General features: G+C 45.6%; 24 protein-coding genes. 18 read left to right on the plus strand and 6 right to left on the minus strand.

Annotated features, from left to right (window positions below; genetic code table 11):
• The first annotated feature begins 7 nt into the window (after positions 1–7).
• The 7 genes from SELR_RS05605 (at position 8) to queA (ending at position 11,827) form a co-directional block, all read left to right on the plus strand.
• Complete coding sequence (locus tag SELR_RS05605; RefSeq protein WP_014424237.1) at positions 8–3,040, plus strand: type I restriction endonuclease subunit R; 3,033 nt, start codon at positions 8–10, stop codon at positions 3,038–3,040.
• Between the two features lie 219 nt (positions 3,041–3,259).
• Positions 3,260–6,913 carry a YobI family P-loop NTPase gene (locus SELR_RS05610; RefSeq protein WP_014424238.1) on the plus strand — a complete coding sequence of 1,218 codons (3,654 nt, stop codon included), beginning with the start codon at positions 3,260–3,262 and terminating at the stop codon, positions 6,911–6,913.
• Between the two features lie 346 nt (positions 6,914–7,259).
• Positions 7,260–7,862 (plus strand): Holliday junction branch migration protein RuvA, encoded by a 603-nt coding sequence (gene ruvA, locus SELR_RS05620; protein ID WP_014424239.1) that lies wholly within the window; start codon positions 7,260–7,262, stop codon positions 7,860–7,862.
• Between the two features lie 39 nt (positions 7,863–7,901).
• Positions 7,902–8,906 carry a Holliday junction branch migration DNA helicase RuvB gene (gene ruvB / locus SELR_RS05625; RefSeq protein ID WP_041914596.1) on the plus strand — a complete coding sequence of 335 codons (1,005 nt, stop codon included), beginning with the start codon at positions 7,902–7,904 and terminating at the stop codon, positions 8,904–8,906.
• An 8-nt stretch (positions 8,907–8,914) separates the two neighbouring features.
• On the plus strand, positions 8,915–9,544 hold the full coding sequence (locus SELR_RS05630; RefSeq protein ID WP_014424241.1) for an epoxyqueuosine reductase QueH: 630 nt from the start codon (positions 8,915–8,917) through the stop codon (positions 9,542–9,544).
• Positions 9,541–10,716, plus strand: coding sequence for a SpoIID/LytB domain-containing protein (locus SELR_RS05635; RefSeq protein WP_014424242.1), 1,176 nt, complete (start codon positions 9,541–9,543; stop codon positions 10,714–10,716). Before SELR_RS05630 ends, SELR_RS05635 begins: the two co-directional genes overlap by 4 nt.
• Positions 10,717–10,732: 16 nt before the next feature.
• Positions 10,733–11,827, plus strand: a complete 1,095-nt coding sequence (queA, locus tag SELR_RS05640; RefSeq protein WP_014424243.1) for a tRNA preQ1(34) S-adenosylmethionine ribosyltransferase-isomerase QueA — start codon at positions 10,733–10,735, stop codon at positions 11,825–11,827.
• 47 nt (positions 11,828–11,874) lie between these two features.
• Here the strand turns inward: queA and SELR_RS05645 are convergent, their stop codons facing one another.
• The gene (locus SELR_RS05645; RefSeq protein WP_014424244.1) at positions 11,875–13,575 is read right to left on the minus strand and encodes a recombinase family protein; all 1,701 of its coding nucleotides are present in this window, start codon (positions 13,573–13,575) and stop codon (positions 11,875–11,877) included.
• Between the two features lie 187 nt (positions 13,576–13,762).
• On the opposite strand from SELR_RS05645, the gene SELR_RS05650 reads away from it, so the two are divergent.
• Positions 13,763–13,945 carry a type II toxin-antitoxin system HicA family toxin gene (locus tag SELR_RS05650; RefSeq protein ID WP_014424245.1) on the plus strand — a complete coding sequence of 61 codons (183 nt, stop codon included), beginning with the start codon at positions 13,763–13,765 and terminating at the stop codon, positions 13,943–13,945.
• Between the two features lie 30 nt (positions 13,946–13,975).
• Positions 13,976–14,374 (plus strand): type II toxin-antitoxin system HicB family antitoxin, encoded by a 399-nt coding sequence (locus tag SELR_RS05655; protein ID WP_014424246.1) that lies wholly within the window; start codon positions 13,976–13,978, stop codon positions 14,372–14,374.
• A gap of 1,040 nt (positions 14,375–15,414) precedes the next feature.
• Here SELR_RS05655 and SELR_RS05660 read toward each other — a convergent pair.
• Both SELR_RS05660 and SELR_RS17650 read right to left on the minus strand, forming a co-directional pair.
• On the minus strand, positions 15,415–16,251 hold the full coding sequence (locus SELR_RS05660) for a hypothetical protein (RefSeq protein ID WP_014424247.1): 837 nt from the start codon (positions 16,249–16,251) through the stop codon (positions 15,415–15,417).
• A gap of 96 nt (positions 16,252–16,347) precedes the next feature.
• Positions 16,348–16,758, minus strand: a complete 411-nt coding sequence (locus tag SELR_RS17650) for a helix-turn-helix domain-containing protein (protein ID WP_014424248.1) — start codon at positions 16,756–16,758, stop codon at positions 16,348–16,350.
• A 143-nt stretch (positions 16,759–16,901) separates the two neighbouring features.
• Between SELR_RS17650 and SELR_RS05670 the strand changes: the two genes are divergently transcribed.
• Entirely contained in the window at positions 16,902–17,111 is a 210-nt protein-coding gene (locus SELR_RS05670; RefSeq protein ID WP_050992742.1) for a helix-turn-helix domain-containing protein, read from the plus strand.
• 143 nt (positions 17,112–17,254) lie between these two features.
• Here SELR_RS05670 and SELR_RS05675 read toward each other — a convergent pair whose 3' ends face one another.
• Positions 17,255–18,232, minus strand: coding sequence for an exonuclease domain-containing protein (locus SELR_RS05675; protein ID WP_014424249.1), 978 nt, complete (start codon positions 18,230–18,232; stop codon positions 17,255–17,257).
• Between the two features lie 158 nt (positions 18,233–18,390).
• On the opposite strand from SELR_RS05675, the gene SELR_RS18275 reads away from it, so the two are divergent.
• From SELR_RS18275 to SELR_RS05685, 3 genes are all read left to right on the plus strand, one after another.
• The gene (locus SELR_RS18275) at positions 18,391–18,627 is read left to right on the plus strand and encodes a helix-turn-helix domain-containing protein (RefSeq protein ID WP_080585423.1); all 237 of its coding nucleotides are present in this window, start codon (positions 18,391–18,393) and stop codon (positions 18,625–18,627) included.
• Complete coding sequence (locus SELR_RS05680; protein ID WP_014424250.1) at positions 18,599–18,781, plus strand: hypothetical protein; 183 nt, start codon at positions 18,599–18,601, stop codon at positions 18,779–18,781. The genes SELR_RS18275 and SELR_RS05680 overlap by 29 nt, the downstream gene beginning before the upstream one ends.
• 164 nt (positions 18,782–18,945) lie before the next feature.
• A complete protein-coding gene (locus SELR_RS05685; RefSeq protein ID WP_014424251.1) occupies positions 18,946–19,215 on the plus strand; it encodes a helix-turn-helix domain-containing protein in 270 nt (89 codons plus the stop codon).
• Between the two features lie 108 nt (positions 19,216–19,323).
• Here SELR_RS05685 and SELR_RS05690 read toward each other — a convergent pair whose 3' ends face one another.
• Both SELR_RS05690 and SELR_RS05695 read right to left on the minus strand, forming a co-directional pair.
• Entirely contained in the window at positions 19,324–19,677 is a 354-nt protein-coding gene (locus SELR_RS05690) for a hypothetical protein (protein ID WP_014424252.1), read from the minus strand.
• An 87-nt stretch (positions 19,678–19,764) separates the two neighbouring features.
• Positions 19,765–20,145 (minus strand): hypothetical protein, encoded by a 381-nt coding sequence (locus SELR_RS05695; RefSeq protein ID WP_014424253.1) that lies wholly within the window; start codon positions 20,143–20,145, stop codon positions 19,765–19,767.
• Between the two features lie 117 nt (positions 20,146–20,262).
• Between SELR_RS05695 and SELR_RS05700 the strand changes: the two genes are divergently transcribed.
• The 5 genes from SELR_RS05700 to SELR_RS05715 all read left to right on the plus strand — a co-directional run bounded on the left by SELR_RS05700 (position 20,263) and on the right by SELR_RS05715 (position 22,824).
• Positions 20,263–20,415, plus strand: a complete 153-nt coding sequence (locus tag SELR_RS05700; protein WP_014424254.1) for a hypothetical protein — start codon at positions 20,263–20,265, stop codon at positions 20,413–20,415.
• Positions 20,416–20,499: 84 nt separating this feature from the next.
• A complete protein-coding gene (locus SELR_RS05705) occupies positions 20,500–20,760 on the plus strand; it encodes a hypothetical protein (RefSeq protein ID WP_014424255.1) in 261 nt (86 codons plus the stop codon).
• 163 nt (positions 20,761–20,923) lie between these two features.
• Complete coding sequence (locus tag SELR_RS18755) at positions 20,924–21,085, plus strand: hypothetical protein (protein WP_014424257.1); 162 nt, start codon at positions 20,924–20,926, stop codon at positions 21,083–21,085.
• A gap of 385 nt (positions 21,086–21,470) precedes the next feature.
• Positions 21,471–22,139 carry a rolling circle replication-associated protein gene (locus SELR_RS17655; RefSeq protein ID WP_050992743.1) on the plus strand — a complete coding sequence of 223 codons (669 nt, stop codon included), beginning with the start codon at positions 21,471–21,473 and terminating at the stop codon, positions 22,137–22,139.
• Entirely contained in the window at positions 22,057–22,824 is a 768-nt protein-coding gene (locus tag SELR_RS05715; RefSeq protein ID WP_041914285.1) for a ParA family protein, read from the plus strand. Before SELR_RS17655 ends, SELR_RS05715 begins: the two co-directional genes overlap by 83 nt.
• The last annotated feature ends 1 nt before the right edge of the window (position 22,825 follow it).

The following is a 22,825-nucleotide window of genomic DNA, read 5'->3' on the forward strand; positions in this document are numbered from 1 at the left end:
ATTGAGCATGGCACAAAGCGAAGTGTCGATGGAATGGGCGCTGATTAAGCAGCTCACGGGAGATGTTTCCCAATGGACTTATCGCAAGGATATTGTAGACGAGGAATCCCTTTGGGCAAATTTCCGGGCGAAACTGAATCAGAACAATATTGCTGTGCTCGATGGGGAGCCTGTAACCGATGCCGAATTTCACCAGATTCGGGAGTATATGCTGGATGTGGCCACGAGCCCTTACAAGGCGGCATTGTGGCTGGCAGGGGAGAACGGCGAGGCAGTTATCCCTTTGACTCGTGAGGATGCGGCCAAAGGCACAATCCATCTGATGGCCGTCAGCAATCGGGAAATCGCCGGGGGACGGTCTTCCTATGAGGTCATCAATCAGTTTGTTTCCGACAAACTGGACGAGGATGACCGTGAGCGCCGTTTTGATGTGACCTTGCTGATTAACGGCCTGCCCATGATTCACATCGAACTCAAGAACCAGGACCATCCCTATATGGATGCCTTCCGTCAGATAAAGAAATACAGTCTGGAAGGGAAGTTCCGGGGGCTTTTTGGCATGGTGCAGATGTTTGTCATCAGTAATGGCAGCAACACCCGCTACATTGCCGCCGATACGGGCTCGAACCTCAATGAGCGGTTTTTGACTTCGTGGGTCAACAGGAACAACGAGCCTGTGGAAAACTATCTGGAATTTGCCAAGGAAGTCCTGCGGATTCCCGAAGCCCATGAGATGGTGGGCCATTACAGCGTGGTGGATGCGGAGCGCCATAAGCTGATTTTGTTGCGGCCTTATCAGGTACATGCCATCGAGGCCGTCAAGCAGGCCTCCCAGCGTCAGGAGTCGGGCTTTGTCTGGCATACCACAGGTTCCGGCAAGACTTTGACCTCCTATACCGTGGCCAAGAATCTCATTTTGATTCCGGGCATTGACAAGACCATTTTCCTCATTGACCGCAAAGACCTGGACCAGCAGACCTCCATTTCCTTCAAGGCTTATGCGGAAAATGACATCATCGATGTGGACGAAACCGATAATGTCCATGACCTGTTGCAAAAGCTCAAGAACAAAGACCGGGTGGTGATTGTCACCACCATTCAAAAGATGCAGATTATCATGAAGCGCTACAATGGCGAGGCGAAGAAGGATTCCGCCACGGCCAAGCGGCTCCATGGCATGTGTATTGCCTTTGTGGTGGATGAATGCCACCGCACGGTCACGCCGGAAACCCAGCGGGAGCTGCAGAAGTTCTTTAGCAATTCCCTGTGGTACGGCTTTACCGGCACGCCGATTTTTGACGAGAACAAGCGCCAGCGCAAAGGGGATTTGGCCCGCACCACGGAAGCCCTCTATGGCCCCTGCCTGCACAATTACACCATCAAGGAGGCTTTGCATAACAATGCCGTCCTGGGATTCCAGATTGATTACAAGGATTCCGTGTCCCATGACCAGCTGCTGGAGCTGGGCGAGAGATTGCAGGTGGCAAGCGCTGACGAACTGGCCAATATGGAGCCGGACAAGCTGGAAGAAAAGGTTTTGGCCGCCTACTACAAGAACACCGGAACCGATATTTACGACAATGACGACCATCGCCGCAGCGTGGTGAAGTACATCGTCAACAAGGCGGCGGGCAAGTTCCGTCTGAATGCACCCCAGGGGGAGGCCTATGAGGCCATTCTCACTGTGCCCTCCATTGAGATTGCCCAACAGTATTACCGTCTGTTCAAGGAATTCATTGCAGGGGGCAATGTGTCGGCCTCCATTCGGGAAAAGTGCGTGGATTTCCCCAAGATTGCCATTACCTACACGGTGACGGAGAACGATGAGGATTCGCTGGCCAATCAGCAGGCCATGAAGGAATCCTTGGCCGATTACAACGCCATGTTTGGCACGAAATTCGCGCTGGACAGTTTGCAGGCCTACAATACCAATCTCAATGATCGTTTGGCCCGGAAGAAGGGGCGTTATAAACAGCGGAAGGAACAACTGGATATTGTCATCGTGGTTGACCGCCTGCTGACCGGTTTTGATGCGCCGCCCTGCGCCATTCTCTTTGTAGACCGTCCGCCCATGGCGCCGCAGAATATCATTCAGGCCTTTAGCCGTACCAACCGCATTTTCGATAAGAGCAAACGCTATGGCATGGTGGTGATTTTCCAGCGGTCGGCACAGTTTCAGACTGCCGTGGATGGGGCTTTGCTCCTGTACAGCAACGGCGGCACGAAGGAAGTCAGCGCCCCGGCATTTGCGGAAATCGAAAAGGATTTCAAGGCCGCACTGGCAGAACTTAGAAGCATTGCTTCAACTCCTGAAGCTGTGGAAGCCATTATGGGCGACCGCAGTGCCATGCAGAAATTTGCCAAGGCCTTTCAGAAAGTTGACCGCCTTAGCGGTGAGATTCAGGTTTATCAGGAATGGGAGGACAAGGAGTTCAGCGATTACGGCATTGTGAAGGAGAGCCTGACGGAATACGGCGGCAAGTATCACAACGTCATCGAGGAATTGAAAACGCCCACCAGCGACGAGGAACCCGTGGTGGTGGATATCGGCTACGAGATTGAGAATATCCGCAGCGTGACCATTGACTACCGTTACATCGTGTCGCTGATTCAGAACTATATGCCTGGGGAAGATGAGCTCATCGTGGAGCCCATCGAAGATACCGCCATCGACACCCATATCGACAAACTTCGCGAAACGAATCCAGCGCTGGCCGATGTCATTGGCGATTTCTGGGAAGATATGAAAAAAGACCCGCTGAAGTACAAAGGCCTTGATGCCATGACGGTAATTGAAAACCGTATCGAAGAAATCATTGCCCACCAGATTAATACCTTTACCCAAGAATGGTGCGCACAGAAAAAAGATGTGCTGGCTATATTGAATACATTTAGGAAGGGGGACAAAATCTCCCTCGTCACGGACTACGAAGCATATAAACAAAACCATGAGGGGGTCAGCAAGCTGAAATATAATCGCAAGGCAAAAGACGCGGTTATCGAGCTGATTGAAAAGATTCGGCCATTGAGGGATAAATAAGGATGTCGTGTAAAAATATATTGTGATTTGAGTAGTGCCCTTCACCCTAAGTGAGGGCATTTTTATTGATAAGATATAAATTAAAAAGTATTAGGAAAATAATTTATGCAATTATGAATGCAGAATGGAGAAAATAGAATAGATGACAATGGTATTGTGTTTACGAAGTTGTTCTGCTAATATAAGAGTGATGAATGGAATACAAGGAGGCAGGTAATAATGACATATGAATATCAAAAATTAACTCCTACAACAAATGCGGATATTAAAGGGTATGAAGAAGCATTGGATTATATATTTAGGGAAGATGAATTAAAAAATATAGCTATTTCTGGCTCTTATGGTGCAGGGAAGAGTAGTGCCTTAGAAACCTACAAGAATAAACGTAATAATATAAAATTTATACATATATCTTTATCTCAATTTGGAAGTATGGAAAGACAAGATGATAATAGTGGTGAGAAAAGTAATTCAATTACTGAAAAAAGATTAGAAGGTAAAATTTTAAATCAGCTGATACATCAAGTTGGGGCAGATAATATTCCTTTAACAAAATTTCAAGTAAAGCGGGAAGAGAAGATTTTGCCGATAATAGGTAATGTTTCGGTTGTAGCTGTATGGGGAATATTGATTGGATATATTGTTAAATATGACTTGTGGAAACAGTATTTAACAAGTGTGGGTGGGATGCTTGAGGATTGGCTGTGGTTTACTCTGTATCCGTGTATGTTGTTTGTGGTTGGAGTTATTATTGTTATTATATCTGTGTTTTTGATTGGTAAGGTGGTGCTATATCAGAAAAGTCAAGGATGCTTTAAGAAAATAAAGATAGCTGATAGTGAGATTGAATTATTTGACAAGAAAGAAGAATCTTTATTTGACAGATATCTTGATGAAGTGCTGTATATTTTTAATCAATCAAAAGTAAATGCGATTGTGTTTGAAGATATTGATAGATATAATTCGGTATACATATTTCAACAACTTAAGGAAGTTAATCGTTTGGTTAACATTAAAAGAATGAGAGATAAAGATAAGCCACTGAAATTTATATATTTGCTTAAGGATGACATGTTTATGTCAAAGGATAGAACGAAGTTTTTTGATTTTATTCTTCCGATTATTCCTGTGATGGATGGGTCGAATTCGTATGAAAAGATTATTGAAATTTTTAAATCAATGCAAGTGTGGCCATCATTTGATTCGCAATTTTTACAAGAAGTATCTTTTTATATAGATGATATGAGATTGTTGAAAAATATAGCTAATGAATTTAATATTTATAGCAATAATGTGATGACGACAGGACAAGATGTTAATAAAATGCTGGCGATGATGATATATAAAAATATATTTCCTAAGGATTATGGAGATTTGCAATTGAGTCGAGGCTATGTATATAATATTTTTGCATATAAAAGTGAAATCGCAAATATCGAAAAACAAAATATTAGTCGCAAAATAAAAGTATTGGAAAAAGAAAATGAAGAAATGAAAAAATTGTGGCAAACATCAAGAAATGAGATTAATGAGTTTTATGATTACAAGATAGAACAAGCAAGATGGAATCAACAAGTAAAAAATAAGTTAATTCTTGAAAAAGAAAAACGCATTGAATTGTTTGACGCGCGAAATAATGATAAAATAAGTGAAAATTTGAAAGAGATTAGCAGACTGAAAATATTGATGGATGAATTACCATCTTGGCACTTAAGAGAGATGATTACTCGTGAAAATATTGATGATATTTTTAATGAAAAAAATATAAATGTATTAAGCGAAAATGAGGTTTTTTCGGAAATTAAAGAGAGTCAATATTTTTCGTTAATAAAATATTTAATTCGTAATGGTTATATTGATGAAACCTATGCTGACTATATGACATATTTTTATGGGGAAAGTATTTGTCATGGAGATAAAGTTTTTTTACGAGGTATAACTGACCAAAAGGCAAAGGAATATACATACAAATTAAGGGAACCTAGTAAAGTTGTTTCAATAATGAATTCTAGGAATTATAAACAAGTGGAAGCATTGAATTATGACTTGCTTGATTATCTGTTAGAAAACAATGATGAAGAGAGTGTTCAACAATATATACACGATATATTGCAGCAAATAATTAATGCTCAGAATAAGGAGTTCATTTTTCAATATTTAAGAAGGTGTAAAAATGAGAAATTATTTGTGCACCTATTAAATATGCAATGGGAAAATATTATGAATTATATGTGCGAATCTGAGAATGTCACGGATGAGGAAAGAGAAAAATATATTTGGGAAACACTTTGTTTGTCAACAGATGGAGACTTATCTGTGATAAATGTTGATGGAGTGCTAACAAAATATATTTCTCAAAACACGAACTTTTTATGTATGAAAGATAGAAGAGCTAAAATTGCCATAAGTAATATGGAAAAGATTGATGTAAAATTTCAAATAATAAATTTTGAATGCGCAAATGATGATTTGTTAAAAGATGTATATGAGAAAAATCTGTATACGTTGACGTTTTCAAATGTTTGCATGATGCTAAAAAGATTCTACGATATTTCAGATGATGAAAAAATGATACATTGCAATTTGTCGTGTATAGTAAGCCGGAATGGTGAACCATTGTATAACTATGTTGTCGATAACATAGAAAGTTATATTGATGTTGTTTTAAAGAATTGCCAAGGATGTATTTTAGATAAGTTAGATGTTATATATTTTGTACTAGATAATAAGAATATTGAAACGGATATAAAAGCGAAATATGTTTCATACTTAAAAACAAGAATTAATCAAATTGAAAAAGTAGAAGATAAAGAATTGTGGAGGGCGTTGCTTCAGTATGATGTTGTGAAGTACTCGTTGGGGAATATTTTTTCTTTCTTTGTAGAAATGCCTAGTGAAAGCAGAATTGATTTATATGGGTATTTGAATGAGCATTCAAATGAGGTGTTGTCTGGGGGGTGGAATGATGAATTTAAAACTTTGAATGAAGAGCGTCAATCGGATATGTTTGATGCTGTTGTTATTGCTAATCAACTAGACAATAATGTCTATAGGTTCATTTTGCAAAATATGGGGGACTCATATGAAGAATTTGATGTAAAGGATATTGAAGAAGAAAAGGTGAATATTTTAATAGAATTGAATATTATACCTATGACAGATGAAACTTTAAAATTTATGCGTCAAGAGTATCCGTCAACTGTTATAAACTTAATCTGCAATAATGTAAGACGATATTGTGAGTATATATCTAAAAACATTATCTGTGTAAAAGAGATATTAGACGTGATAGAGGAAAATGTAACAGTTGAAGATAAGTTAGAGTTACTATCGTTGGTTCCGAATGAGAAGATTTCTATACGAGATAAGGGGTATGAAGATGAAATCATAAAATATATAGTAAAAAATAATTTTGATGAAAATGATATTGAGCAATTGATAAGAGATTATAAAAAAGCATCTTCTGATTTCAAGAGAATAATAATTGATAAGTTTGCAGAGTGTACAGAATATTTGTTGGAAAATGAAATTAAGGTTCCATATGATGTTTGCTCGCAATTATTATCACGAATTAATGGGGAAGCTAAATGGAAAATATTTATTAACTCGTTGCCAATTATTTCGCCTTATAACTGTATTAAGTGTTTGGATTTATTCGAGAGTAATGATGATGTGGAAAATTTGAAAAGAATTTTTATAGGAAAACGACCTAGGTTTGAGAATAAAAAATATATTAAAGATATTTTAACAGTCTTTGATAAAAAAGGATGGGTTTCATCTATTAGTGAATCTGATGAATATCTCATTGCATATGGGAGAAAAAATGAAACAATTATGAAAATGGTGGAAGATAATATTTTGACGATTCTTTAAATATCATGGTTAACGTAGGTCTGTCGGTTATTTTAAGAGATGTATGTATTTTAGCAGTTTGGGGGAATGATAGGATTTGGTACGTCAATATTATTTATCAAGTTTTGGTATTTTTGCAGTTTTACAATGAGTCACTAATCTTGGACGCTTGTTCGTTTATTAAGGATAAATATGCAGCGTTATTATTGGCATGGGATGCGGAAGTTCAGCGACGTTTGGAATCTGACATGTCAATTTGACGTGTCAAGTGTGGGGCTGACTGGTCAAATTTTGACTGGTCAGCCCCATGTCCTTCGTGGTATACTTATAAGGTTACAAGTTTCTTTTGACTATTGGAGTGCTTTCGATGATTGGATTTTTGCGGGGGCAGGTGGCGGCGCTGAAGACCGACTACTGCCTGCTGGATGTGAATGGTGTAGGGTATCGGGTGTTTGTGGCCGGTTCCACCCGGAACAAGCTGCGGCTGAAGGAAGAGGCCCGGCTTTTTACCTATATGAATGTCTATCAGGATGGCATTACGCTTTATGGTTTTGCCAGTGAAGAGGAATATGATGTTTTCCAGCTGCTGATTGGCGTGTCGGGGATTGGGCCCAAGGTGGCGCTGGGAATCCTGTCGGCCATCACGGTGGAGAGTCTTTGCAAGGCCATTCAGAACAAACAGGCCACGGTGCTCACGAAATTGCCGGGCATTGGCAAGAAGTCGGCGGAGCGGTTGATTCTGGAGCTCAAGGACAAAGTAGGCTTTGCTGCTGGCGATGATGTGGAGGAAGTTCTGACGCTGGATATGGAAGGCCCGTTGGGGGACGATATCGTCAGCGAGGCACAGGCGGCACTTGTGGCCCTTGGTTACAGCCAGGCAGAGATTGCACCGGTGCTCAAGAAAGCTACCAAGTGCAAGACTACGGAAGAGATCATCAAGCTGGCCTTGAAGCAGCTGAATAAATTTTAACAGGAGGGCTGAGGCTTGGCTGAAGAAGATTTTTACGACATGGATATTGATGATGGCCGTATCGTGGCCATGGATGAGCAGCGGATGGACGATTGGCAGTACAGCCTGCGCCCCCGCAAGTTAAATGAATACATTGGTCAGGACAAGGCCAAGAAAAATCTGGAGATTTTCATCCAGGCGGCCATGAACCGCGGGGATGCTCTGGATCATGTTTTGCTCTATGGGCCGCCGGGGCTGGGCAAGACTACGCTGGCGGGTATCATTGCCAATGAAATGGGCGTGAATTTCCGTCAGACCTCGGGGCCGGCCATCGAACGGCAGGGGGATTTGGCGGCACTTTTGACCAATCTGCAGGAGCATGATGTGCTCTTTATCGACGAAATCCATCGCTTGTCCCGCAGTGTGGAGGAAGTGCTCTATTCTGCCATGGAAGATTTTGCCCTGGATATCATCATCGGCAAAGGGCCCAGTGCCCGTTCCATCCGTCTGGATATTGCGCCGTTTACGCTGATTGGGGCCACGACGAAGGCCGGTTCCCTGGCGGCACCGCTGCGTGACCGCTTTGGCATCATCTCCCGTCTGGAGTATTACACGCCGGAGGCTTTGGTGACCATTGTGAAGCGGGCTGCGGAAATCTTGGAGATTCCCATCGAGGATAAAGGGGCTATGGAAATTGCCCGCCGCTCCCGGGGAACCCCCCGGATTGCCAATCGCCTGCTGAAGCGGGTGCGGGATGTGGCGCAATATGAGGGCAAGGATGTCATTACCGACGAAATTGCCGACAAGGCACTGTCCTTGCTGGAAGTGGACAAGGCTGGCCTGGACCATACGGACCGGCGGATGCTTCTGACCATGATCAAGAAGTTTGGTGGCGGACCGGTGGGGCTCGATACGTTGGCGGCGGCCATCAGCGAAAGCACGGATACGGTGGAGGATGTGTTTGAGCCGTTCCTCATACAGTTGGGCTTCATCAACCGCACGCCCCGGGGCCGGGTGGTGACTAAGGCCGGCTATGAACATTTGGGCATTGCTTATCCGGAATAGGAGATATCATGAAATTACTGTTACATATGTGCTGCGGGCCTTGTTCCTGTTATCCCGTGAAAAAACTGCGGGAGGACGGCATTGAGCCGGTGGGCTATTTTTTCAATCCCAATATCCATCCTTATAAGGAATGGGAGATGCGGCTGAATACTGCCCGGGAGTTTGCGGAAAAAGTCGGCATGGAGTTTTTCGCGGATGAAAATTACCGACTGCGGGAATTTTTGAAGCGGGCGCTGCCTGCCGAAGCCATGCCCAATGGCCGCTGCACCATGTGCTATACCTGGCGGCTGGAGGAGGCGGCGCGGTTTGCGGCGGAGCATGGCTTTGATGCCTTTACGTCCACGCTTTTTTACAGCATCTACCAGCAGCATGATTTGATGAAGCGCACGGCGGAGCGTTTTGCGCAGCAGTATGGCGTGCAGTTCTATTATGAGGACTTCCGCCCGGGCTGGCAGGAGGGCATCGACATCAGTCACGAATTGGAGCTTTACCGTCAGCCTTACTGCGGCTGCATCTTCAGCGAGGAGGAGCGGTACAGCAAGGCCATCCGCAAGCAGCGCAAGAAGGACAACAAGGCGAAGAAGCGGGCCCGTTTGGAGGCAGAAGCCAAGGCCCGGGAACTGGAGGCGCAGGGATGATGAAGCGGTTGTTGGCAATCTGCATGATGTGTCTCGTCCTGCTGGGGGCGGCGGGATTTGCCGAAGCGGCCTGGCAACCGGAGCTGTTGGTTTCCCTGGGCACAAAGGGGACAACCCTGCGCCTGTCGTCGGGCAATACTCCCGTGGTTTTGAAGCGGCTGGATAATAAGAAGATTGTCTGGCAGGGCAAGGCCGGGGAATTTGCGACGCTGACTTTTGCCGGGACAGGCTGGGAACTCAATGGCAGAAAGCTCAAGTATGCGGATGCGGCCACTTTGGAACTTACGGTGGCAGATGAGCGCAATCTGGCCAAGCTTATCAGCACCTACGATAATAAGTCCTATCGTGGGGCCTTGCGGCTGGTGCCGCGCAGGGATGGACTGCACCTCATCAACCGGGTGACGGTGGAGGAATATCTGCAGGGCGTGGTGCCGGAGGAGATGCCGGCGGAATGGAATGCCGAAGCGGTGAAGGCGCAGGCTGTGGCGGCCCGTACCTATGCCCTGCGTCAGCGCAAGCGTCATGCCAAGGAGGGCTTTGATGTGTGCGCCACCACCCATTGTCAGCAGTATGGCGGCGTGGCAGTGGAGCGGTCGGCGTCCAACCAGGCCATCAAGGCGACGCATGGTCAGGTGCTGCAAAGTCATGGGGCGTTGGTGGATGCTCTGTTCCATACCGATTCCGGTGGCATGACGGAAAACAGCGAGGATGTCTGGGGCAGCCGTATCGAATATCTGCGGGCTGCTAAGGAACTGCGCACGGAGACGTATCCCTGGGAAAAGAATATCACGGCGCAGCAGCTTAGCGGACTTCTGGCGAAACGGGGCAGGAATATCGGCGAGCTGAAGAAGATCGAGCTTTCGCCCATCCGGATCGGCAAGGCTGAAAAAGACCGTACCGTTTCCGGTCGTGTCAGGACGGTGACCTTTATTGGGAAAAGTGGCAGGGCCAGTGTGACGGGCAATGACTTGCGGAGCATGCTGGGGCTCAAGAGCACGCTTTTTTCCATGAGCCTGAACCGCAATGTGGTCTTTGTCAAGGGCTACGGCTGGGGACATGGCCTGGGCATGTCACAGTATGGTGCCAAGGCCTATGCGGACAGTGAGCATTGGGATTATAAGAGGATTCTGCAGCATTATTATCATGGTGTGGAATTGAAGAAACTTTATTGATAGAAGGATTGTATTTATGTTATTACTTTCAGATTTTGATTATGAACTGCCTGAGGAGCGCATTGCCCAGGTTCCTATCGAACCACGCAACGCCTCCCGGCTGATGGTGCTGGATCCGGTGGAAAAGACCATGGAGCACCGTCATTTCTATGACCTCAAGGAATATGTGGAGCCGGGGGATACCCTGATCTTCAACGATACCCGCGTAATGCCGGCCCGTCTGATCGGGCATCGCGACCAGACCGGCGGCAAGGTGGAAGTTTTCCTGCTGCGTCGCATTGATGCCACCCATTGGGAAACACTGGTCAAGCCGGGCAAGAAAGCCAAGCCGGGCTATAAGATCAACTTCAGCGACGAGCTGAGCTGTGTGGTCACGGATCATACGGATTTTGGCGGCCGCGTGGTGGAGTTCCAATATGAAGGCATTTTTGAGGAAATTCTGGACCGTCTGGGTGAGACGCCTCTGCCGCCTTATATCCATGAAAAGTTGGAGGACAAGGAACGGTATCAGACGGTTTATAACCGCGAGGAAGGTTCGGCGGCTGCGCCGACAGCCGGCCTGCATTTCACCAAGGAGCAGATGCAGGAACTCAAGGATATGGGCGTGAACCTGGGCTTTGTGACCTTGCATGTGGGGCTGGGCACCTTCCGTCCCGTCAATGTGGAAGATATCCAGAAGCATGATATGCACAAGGAGTTTTACCATGTGCCGGAAGAAACGGCCAAGCTTATCATGGAAACCAAGGCTGCAGGCCATCGAGTGATCGCCGTGGGTACCACCAGCATCCGCACTTTGGAGTCCGCAGCGGACGGCGTGGGGGAAATCTCCGCCAAGAGCGGCTGGACGCAGATTTTCATCTATCCGGGTTATGATTTCAAGATCGTGGATGCCATCATCACCAACTTCCATCTGCCCAAGTCCACGTTGATCATGCTGATCAGTGCCTTTGCGGGCCGGGAGTTCGTTCTCGATGCCTATAAGACGGCGGTGGAGATGGAGTATCGTTTCTTCAGTTTTGGCGACGCTATGTATCTCTCAGTACAACAGCCAAAAGAAGAACGCGACAAAGAGCTGGCGGCCCTTGAAGCGTCTCATCAGCAAGCTGAATAAATGACAGGAAGCACCGGAAAGTCGTAGGATTGCCGGTGCTTCTTTTTTTACAACTCATATTCAAATCTATGCGTTTGCCCGTTGGTAAATTCGAGCTCGATGATTCTGCCATTGCGTACCGTGATGCGGGACACAATGGTGTTTACGAACTCCTTCAGCATGGCGGCATCGGTATTAGTGGCAAGCTGTTCAAAATCAATCCTGCCTTTTTGCAGGGAGGTGCTCATGAAGAAATGGGCAGCCTTTTGGACGAATATTTCCTCGGATAGATTGGTGGCAAAGATGGAATCCTTGCGGATGGCTTCGAGTTCCCTTTTGATGCGCGCAATATTATCTTCCAGGGCTTTCTTTTGCTGCAGGAATTCGGCCTGCCCCATGGCATCATCTGCATACAGAAACAGTTGCTTCAACCGGTCAAGGGCGCGGGTGTTCTTATCCAACTCCGCTTGCAGGTTTTCATCTTTGCGTTTAGCCGCTTCCGGGCCATGTCCATTTTTCATCGGCTGGTATTCAGTGGTACTGGCGAGGTTATCTATCAGCGTGGTACGGATGCTGGCAAGTGTAGCAGGGGAGATGGCTTTTATTTCGCGGAAGGTATCACCACGCAGTAAGGTGCTGCGGATTCGGCGCGTCTGCCAGCGTGGCGAAAACTCCTTTTTCAGCCGGATCATGTTGCTGATGTAGTTGAAGACAAAGTTGCCAACGGTTATATCGGTGACATACTTATTATCGCAAAGTGCCTTTTGCCGCCGGCCACTGCATTGGTACATCGAAGGCCGGTATCCGGAAGCCAGCGTCCGGCTGAGGGAAGCGAAGTAGTTGTCCCCGCAGTTGCCGCATTTTATCAGTCCGGCGAAGATATGAATGTTCTTTCGCTGGGAGTGGGTGGCTTTTCCCTGCAGGCGGCGGTTCTTGGTCAGCCAGTAGTCGATGGTGGCATATTCTTCCTGTGTGAATAAAGCATCATGGTGCTTACTGCACATGACCCAGTCTTTTTTGTCCTTGAAGGTGAAAGTGCCCTTCGCCTCATTTCGGTAATTATAGCGGTAAGTGCCGCGATAAAAGGGACTGCGCAGGATAATCGCTACGGTCTGCGGCGTCCAGCCAAAACCACGCCGGGTGCGTCGGCCAATGGCATTGAGTTCATGAGCCGTACCGGTGATGGAGTGAAGGCGCAGATAGATGTTTTTCAGCTCAAGGACCACTTTGGCCTCATCTTCGCGGATCGAGAATGAATCCGTCTCCTTGTCATAGCTGTATCCAAAAGGCACGCGGCCGCCGTTCCATTTTCCTTCGGCGGCCCGGGCGTTCATCGTGGACATGACGCGCTCGCTGGTCATATTGCGTTCCAACTCGGCAAAGACCAGGATAATCTTCAGCATGGCTTCGCCCATGGCCGTGGACGTGTCAAACTGTTCGTTTTTCGAAACGAAGGTTACGCCCAGTTTCTTGCACTCCGCATACATGGACGCAAAATCCAGCAGGTTGCGGCTGACGCGGTCAATTTTCCAGACCAGCACATGGGAAAATTCCCCTTCCTTGATACGCTCCATCATCTCCTGGAACGCTGGCCGGTCTGTATTCTTCCCGGAATATCCGGCATCCTCAAAAACTTCGTAATCCTCAATGTTGAGGGCATACTTTGCATAGTTAATCATATCGCTCCGCTGCATCGGCAGGGAGTCCTTGTCTACCTGATGGATGGTAGACACACGGCAGTATATCGCCGCCTTCTTCGCTCCTGGCATAGAGCCAGCCTCCTTTCGGAGACCGTCAGATGTTCTATTCTCATTGTAGCGAATAAAAAATTCCCCAACGCACGCGGATATGTGTGTTGGGATTATGCAATGCCTTTTCTTTTTGGTTCGAATACGTGTAAATACTTGCGATACGTGTAAATATGTGCTATAGTATAATCATAGAAAGGGGGATAACATGAAGCCAAAGGACTTACTAAAAATCCTTGAAGCGGATGGGTGGCAGGTTGAACGGATACGAGGCTCACATCATATCCTAAAGCACCCGACAAAGCCGGGACGGCCCGTTATCCCAATGCATAACAAGGACATGAAGCCGGGAACATTCAACAGTATTTTGAAGCAGGCAGGGATCAAATAAAATCCCTGCCCCTCTAAGGGGGCATATATTATGGGAAAAATTTTTTATCCAGCAGTATTTCATCCGGAAGATGATGGTGGCTATTCTGTCGACTTCCCAGATTTGTTGGGGTGCGTGACGGAAGGAGACACGCTGGAGGAAGCCATGGCCATGGCAGAGGACGCTTTGGGCATCTATCTTTATACGCTCAAAGAGGACAAGGAAGAAGCTTCGGCTCCTTCTAGCCCAGCAGACATCAAGGTAGGCGGCCGCGATTTCGTGACGCTCATAGAATATGATGAGGTTGCCTATCTGAAGCGTACAGACAGTCATGCCGTGAAAAAGACTTTGACCATACCAGCATGGATGGATGTGTTGGCCAAAGAGCATAATTTGAACTTTTCAAATGTCTTGCAGAACGCCATTCGTAGAGAATTAAATTTAGCTTGACACAAAAAGCCCCTTAGCAACGACCACGAATCGTATGCTAAGGGGCTTTTGTGTGTAAATAGATCTGCGGCAAATAGCTGCATATATTTACGATCGGTACTTTAAGCAATGTCAGTATAGCATACGTTTACAGGGATATCAATATATGTGGTTTTAAGCAAATGGATTTTGTGCTATAATAGCCATTGTCGCGCCCTGAACCGGCAATTTGACGGGGAGGGAGGTGGAAACCAGTGATAGACATCATGTTCACATTCTTAGTTGGTGTAGCCGCTGGAATAACGGCGAACTACATCTATGAGCGGTTTTTAAGTCGCGACAAACGGTAATACCCGCAGGCGGTTGATTCTCTACTAGACCGCAGGCAAACAGAAAAGCCCTTAAGCAGGTCTCTACTCCATGCTTAAGGGCTTTTTCTGTCGGTGTCAACCTAATGACAGACATTGTTCACTTCTTGTGAGTCCATTATAACACAGGTGCAGGAGTAATAGCAATATACAGTTGTGGGGCGGGCGGGCTGTTTTAGTGTTGTGCCAGCTGCAGCAGATGTGATATACTACTCATGCTGCTGTGAGCAGACACCTCTATGAAGGGAGGTGAGCATATGATTCCAGAAACTATAATCTTTTCCATCGTTGTGAATGTTACCTGCGGTATTATCGCAGCGTATATTTACGACAGGTACGTTAAGTAACAGCAGCACTCGTCCAAAGGTAACCGCTAATTGCCGAAGGACAACACAAAAAGCCCCTAGCAACGACCGCTAATCGTATGCTAGGGGTTATTTTTGTCGGTGAGCACATGACTCTCAACCATAATCTTTCCATTGCCCTAAGTATAGCATACGTTTGCGGGAATATCAATATGTGTCGTCCAGGCGGGCGGGGGTGTGGTAAAATATTAGTGATGGGTGTTGCAGAAAGTGAGGGGAACTATGGATAAATATTACAAAAGAATGCGTATTCTAAGAAAAATAGTATTGTGGCTAATAGTGATAATGTTCTTTTTTTCTGAGAGTGTAAATGAAAAAATGAATCAGATTATGATGTTTCTTCTTTTTTCTGAGATTTGCAGTATTTCAGATAAATAACTAAGTCGGTAAAAAGTACAGCCAAGCAAGCGATGGCTTTCACAAACTCTGAAGAATCAGCTATGTTGTAAAGTGTGGTTAGTTCAACACTGATTTGCTCGCATAATGCAATATATGCATCGAGATTGTCGATGCATTCATCTTTCTCAGCGACATGTACCAAAGCAGCGTCTACTTGCTGACAAAGCTCCGGCTGATTTTCCTCCATGTACGCAAAGGCCGGTAATGTTACACTAGCCTGAGGGATATCTGCGTGTACTGCAGGAAATAAATGGTCAATGCTTTGTAAGGTTTCCTCCAGAGCGGTGATTCTCGAGAGTCTGGTCATCTGTGTGAAGGCCCTTTGATGTGCAGCAAAAGATGCGGTCACCTCAACAAGCGGCTGCCGGAGCATGGCCATTACATCGACAGATGGCTTCAATGCAGGCTGACGTATCTTAGTGAATTGCTTCTGGTGCTTTATGATTTGTTGAAAGTGCTGTGTGGCGGTGGCTGCAGAAGATTCAGCGAGAGTCTGGTGCCATGTTGCCATAGCTTCCATGACAGGTTTTGCGGTCAGCCCTGTAGTGGCATATGGCTTAGCTGCCTGAAGCATGCTTGGGGACATGATCTTTTGAATTAGTTCCTGATGCAGGCGAGCTTTGTCCAGTGTTGGGTGGGCGGCACGGCTTATTTTCTGTTGCTGTTCGCTTAAATGTCTAAAAACACTAGATTGCAATAATTCTGCTATTGATGCCAAGGCAGGGGATTGCCATTCTGATTGCTTGAAAGAACCTGTTTTGTTCATATTTATCACATCCTTTCCAAGCCGCCTCATCTACGGGGCGGCTTTTTGTTGTGCTTGGGCGGGGGGAGTCTTCTGTGGGATGCTTTTTCCAAATCTTTATCCAATACGTTCGGCGGTGCTCATCGGCGTTTCTTCCACGGCTTCGCCCTGAGCACGCACTTCCGGCTTTAGGATGGTATCGACGATGGATTTGTCTCGGTCGTTGGCGTTGCGATAGGCTTCAACGAGGGCAGCTTCTTCAGGGGTGAGGGTATCGGGCTGGATTTGTGGCTGCTGGCGGGCGGCTGCAGGGGAGTCTGCCTGGTGGCCCTGAGGCTGGTCGGACAGGCCAAGGAGATAGTCGGTGGTGACGTTGAAGTAGGCGGCAATTCTTGAAAGAGTGGCGTAATCAGGTTGCCGCCGTCCTTGCTCGTACATACCGATAGCACTGGCTGAAATTTGTAGCGCTTTGCTTAATTCTGCTTGGGTTATTTGTTTATCTAGACGAAGTTCTTTCAGTTTAAGCATATTCAGGACCTCACTTTCACTGTTATATTAACACATATTGTGTGTATAACGAAATTGTCTCACACGAAATGTGTTGACAATACACAAAACGTGTGATATGCTTTGTGTGTAGTGATTACACGAATTGTGTAGGGGGTGATTGTATGGAATGTCTAATTTCCTTCCGTAAGATGCAGGGATTGACACGCGCAGAAGTAGCTTTAAAGCTAGGTGTATCACATAGTCTATATGAAAAAATTGAATTAGGAGACAGAAAGCCCAGTCGAAGTTTCATGGAAAAGTTTAAACGCACATTTCCTTCGTTTGATATGAATATTTTTTTTGATGAAGGACTACACGAAGAGTGTAGTTAAAAGGTTACGAACATGGTTGCTGTATTTGATTGGAAAATTTTTGTGAACATATCAAAATATTATGATACATGGCTAGATGGGGGGAATAACGGCATAGAGGCGCAGTTAAACATTGTTTTGGAACATCAATATATAACAGAATGTTAAATATTTTCAATCATATTATAGAAATCATTTTCTGGTATGATTTGCAGGTCTTGGCCTTTTAGTATTAACTGTTCTGCTTTTTTTAGTTTTGTACTTTTTCCATCTTTTATATTAGAAACGTAGTCAAAATCTCCTACAATTAGAAAATTTGTTCTTTTGTTTATGTTGTTTTCACAATATCCGCCAAGGTTTACTACAATTTGAGCTGCATCTTTTCGGATAAAACGTTCCAATTTTCCTGTGAAAACACAATGTTTGTTATATAAAGGATGGCCAATATCAAAACTGGATTGTGATGCTGTTAGTGTACGTAAGTCAACTGGTTTATGTGGCGTTAGATTAATGGCATTGTTGGTAACTAACTTTGCAAGTTCTTGTAAAACAATAGTTGTTGTTTGGCAGTCACTTTCTGCACGATGATGTTGGCTTTGGATGTCAAAATAGTCATCTAGATCAATTAAACGGTGATGTTCTAGGTCTGGTAAAGCTAGGCGAGCTATACGCATCGTGTCAACAAAATCATTATTAAGTATATATGATTGATTGTGGTCAAATAAGTTGTCGTACAAAAAATTTAAATCAAAATGAATATTATGGCCTACTAGAATTTCGTTATGCAAGAAATTCCATAAAGCATCTGCAATATCTTCGAATTTAGGTGCTCCTGATAGCATTTCACTGGTAATACCTGTGAAACAGGAAATAAAACAGTTAACATAAGCGACTAAACCATGATAATTCGCATTATCTAATTTGTCTTGTTCACTTTTGGCTACATGAAATGGTGGTGGTTGGACAAGTGAGGAAAAAAAATCCACTTCTATGTTGTTACGGTATTTAATACAACTTATTTCTATGATTGAATCATAATTGGGTGATAATCCTGTCGTTTCAATGTCGATAACAGTGTAGTCGTTTGGGAACTGCAGTAGAGAAGTGCCTTTTCTTCTTTTGGTTGGGTTCATTTTTGACATGTTAATCCTCCATTTCTTTATAGCAGTTAACAATAGTCTTTTATGATCATAGGGGACTGTTAAGAAAGGGATATGGTCTTTGTTTATAGAGTAGCACGCGTATATCAAGAAATCAAATATATTTACCTAATTTATCAAAGCATATACAGGAGGGGGAAATGTTGGATTTTTCAGAGTTTATGAGAAAGGCACGGGGAGATATGAGCCTTTATGAGCTTTCTAGACGTACAGGTATTACCTCTCAGCAGCTTTCCAACTATGAACGTGGGCGGAGTCGAGCAACTATTGATAAGGCTTCATTAATTTGCAAGGCTTTGAATGTGACTTTTGTACTGGGAGTATACCCAAGCCCCAAAGGAGCTGAAAATGGACAAGAGCACCCTGACATACAGTGAAGCTAAAATGCTGGTAAAACTGCGTGATGAGTTTATGACAACCGTCAAGGAGCTGGATGGCGTTTCGTTCAGAAATTGGCACGCAGATTTCTTGTTTGACCAGCTTATGCGGGCATATAAGGAGGGAAAAAAGAAAGCGAAGCCCAAACGATAAACGCGGCTTCGCTCAATGTAGAGTAGACAATAGAAAATTTGTTGTTGGTTCTAGTGGTACTTGATGGGTTATTTAGATTTTAGCAGAAAAAAATATACCAAAAGCATGTATTTGCGTATGTTGGAGAAGGGGTGAGCACTTTGGTGTTTAGGTGTCAGGAGACTGTGGCAAATCCATATTATCAGGCTCGGCTCCATGCAGCGGAACGTGACACGGCGTTTGAGTCGCGGGTGTCTGCTGGGGCAATGGTGGGCATCAGCTCTACGCGGCTTTACCAGATTGAACGGGGGCTGCAGGAGCCGCATCGGGACGAACTGCTGATTATGGCAGAGGTCTATGAGGCTCCAGAACTGCTTCGCTACTATTGCGATATGATGTGCCCAGTAGGGCGGCGGCTCCGTGAGCTGGAGGAAAAGCGACCATTGAGAGAGTAGAGTGAGGGATACGAATGAAAGAGATACGTGACTTCATAAAAAGAGGGCGAGCATATTACGCTGCTCACCCTTCGGACAAATGGGCTTTGATTATCTCGATTATTGCGCTTATCGTAGCATTTGCAAAATAGCTGTGATTTCAGGCCAGAAGGATTTCACGAGAGAGATAAGTGAAATGACGATGGGAGCAAACTTCCAGAAACGGCTCTCCCACAGTGTTTCTCTTTTGTTTATAAGCTGGGAAAGGGCATGGGGCTGTGGATGCAGTGCATAGAGTTCATCATCTGCATATAATGTGGTGATGAAATTTTGTTTGCTCAAATCGGCAATCACGGAATCAATTTCTGCCTGAGATAGTTTTAGGCGCGACTTAATGACAGTGATCAGTTCCTGAACAGGCATATCCTGATTTTCAAGGATTATGGCCATGACTTTATCTGAGGTGCTGGAGAAAGCAAACATGATAAGTCTCCTTTCTGGAAAGAGGTGAGAGAATGTCAAAAAAAGAAATCGGGCTGACTATAGCGGTGGCTGCGGTCACGACATTGCTTATCGAAATATTGACTGGATGGCCGATAGCAGCTCCCTGAACCATGGAGAAACGCTGGCAGCAATGAATGTGGCTGCCATGGTGGCCAGTGTTGTGAAAAATGAGACAATGGCAGGTGTTATAAAGCGGTCAACGAGGTAAATGCGTCTTAGTCGTTGGTATTGGAGTCCTGATTCGGTTGGGATCATCATTTGCGTATCGCTGACATAATGGAGGCGTACAAGGGTGGAGGCATATTCTTCGGCTGCAAGGCCGTATTCCATAATGGCAGGGCCAATCTTGTTATGATAGACCTCGATATCACCGTCGGAACTTTCATAGGCATTGGCCAGCATGAAGAGAAAACTGCGTGTTTTAGGCAATAAATACTCAAATTTCATAAAAATCACGCTCCTTGAGCATATTATAGCATAGGCCAGGGGAGCGAAAAGGAAGAAAAATGAGACTGTCAGATGTTCATGCAGGCGGCAACCTGCAATATTAAGGAGGCAGTAAGTATGAATACCCATGAGAAAGCAGAAATGCTGAAAAAGAAGCTGGTGGCGATGGGAATTACCACCGAAGAAGAGCTGGATAAACGCATACGGGAGTCCAGCATAGATATCTCTATGTTTGTTCCCATGCCAAAGGAAGGCAAGAAGTCAGCATGATGAGGACAGCAATATAGCCGCCGGCGTAAGTCTGATGACGGCAGCGGGCGGCTATTTATGCGAAAGTTTGGGAGGGTGAGAAGATTGAGAACGATTCATAAGGCGATTTTTTTCAAAACCGAAGAGGATATCAAGATGCGCCGTGCTTTTATCCTGCGCTGGTTTGCAGATGACCGGCTGAATCGCGCCGGTTTTAGCATTGAACCTCCAGAGGCACATGAAGATGTCAAGACTGTCAGCACGGAATATACCTGCACCATAGATGAGGATTTCAGGGACATGGTACATATGATGAAGCTGATGATTGACCCTGTGGCAGTAGTCGTAGATGGAGTCAGAGAGTAGGGAGGTGGTAAATTTGCATCATATTGCTCAAAAAATCTGTTTTTTGCGAACACCATATTTTTCCCCATGGGGCTGGTGTGTGATTATTGTGCTGGTGGCCATCATCAGCATAATAGCTGACCTGCTGCTGTGAGGGCAGGCCAGTACGAAAGGAGGTGATGGCATGTCATTTAAGGAGCAGAGGATAGTCCGGCTGTTTGGAAGGAGTAATGGCCATGAGTCAATCGTCAAGATTCAGTATGCAGACAAGAGCATCAAGGTGCTGGTCAGCAAAACAAAAAAGCCCCTCCTGATTGGGGCATCAGGAAAGGGCCTGCGAGCATGATATACACGCGATTAAACCTGCGTTTAGTATATCATTCCCACAGGCGAAAAGCAATATGGCATGGTCAAAAAAGTCTTTTGCCGCCGCGGGGCGGCATGGGGCTTGTATGCGGTATTAACATTTCGTTGAAATACAATTGTATACCCTAAAAAGATATGAACCATAGTTAGAGACAAGGAAATGAGTTATGAGTGGGAATCGAAAAAGAACCAGACACTGCGGAAGGTATGGAGCCAGAGCAGAATATATTCAGGTAAGTTATTTCAAATACACAGAGAGAGGGACCAGGCAGGGGAGAGGCAGGCAGCGGAAGTTTGAAGCCAGCACCCCAAAGCAGAGGAATCTCAATGAGAAAAGAAGCAAGCGATATTTTGAAGCACTGGTTTTGTCCAATTTCCACAAAGATGACCTGCATGTGACTGTGACCTATGATGATGAGAACCGGCCCGCTGACTTGAAGATGGCCATGAAGGCGGTGGAAAACTACATCAGGAGACTGAATTATACCCGGAGCAAGGCAGGGCTGTCCTCTGTCCGGTATGTATGTGTCACAGAGGAAGGAGCTACCAATGGCCGGATTCACCATCATTTCATCATGGACGGGGATTTGGACCGGGACACGGTAGAAAAGCGGTGGGGGCTGGGCTATTGCAATGCAGACCGTATCCAGCCAAACCGGAAGAATGACATTGCTCCCTTGATTGGCTATTTGTCCAAAGACCCCAAGGGACGCAAGCGGTGGTCATCTTCCCACAACCTTGTCCGTCCCTGGGACAGTATCAATGATGACCCGCGGATGATGAGCAGCAAGAAAATGGCTTTGATGAAGGATTTGCCAGAGGACAGTGAACTCATGAAGCAAATCATCGAGGCGGATAATCCCAGCTATGTGCTGGATAATGTGGAAAAGGAGTACCGGGAAGATAACTCCCAATGGTATTTCTTCTGTCGTATGAAAAGGAGAAAACAAAGTGAGAACCATCAATATTTGCAACCTGAAGGGCGGGGTGGCCAAGACCACCACCAGCATCAACCTTGCCTGCAATCTGGCTGATATGGGGAGGAGAGTGCTGCTGGTGGATAACGATAAGCAGGCCAATTCTTCGCAGTTCTTTGACCGCCATAGCTATGAGGCTCCCGGCATTGCCGAGGTGTTGACTGGGAAAGTGCCAATACAGGAAGCTATCCAGCAGACGGATTATCCGCGGCTGGATATTCTGCCGGCCAACATGAACCTGCTGGCGGCGGACAAGGAGATACTCATGGATGAGGAAGTCCCCCAGCATGAGCATTTGAAACGGGCACTGACCATTGTCGATGGCCAGTATGATTTCGCCATCATCGATAATGCCCCAGATGTGTCCATGAGTGTTATCAATGCGCTGACTGCCGGCGACGACTATATCATTCCCGTCAAGATTGACCGGTTTACCTTCGATGGGGTGGATATCATGGTGGATACGGCCAATCAGGTCAGGGATAACTATAACCCGAAGCTGAATTTTTGTGGCTGCATCATCACCAGCTTCCGCTTCAATGACGTGAACCGCATAGGGGCAGCATATCTGGCCAGCAGTCAGTATAAGCTGTTCCAGACAAAGATTCACTGGACACCAAAGGTGGATGAGGCCAGTTTTGAGGGCAAGCCATTACGGGAATACAGTCCCCGCTCCTGGGCGGCAAAGAACTACCGGGAAATGGCTGCAGAATATCTGGAAATGGTAGAGGGAGAGAAGTGAC

Origin of the sequence: Selenomonas ruminantium subsp. lactilytica TAM6421 (genome assembly GCF_000284095.1) — a bacterium.
GTDB classification, from domain to species: domain Bacteria; phylum Bacillota; class Negativicutes; order Selenomonadales; family Selenomonadaceae; genus Selenomonas_A; species Selenomonas_A lactilytica.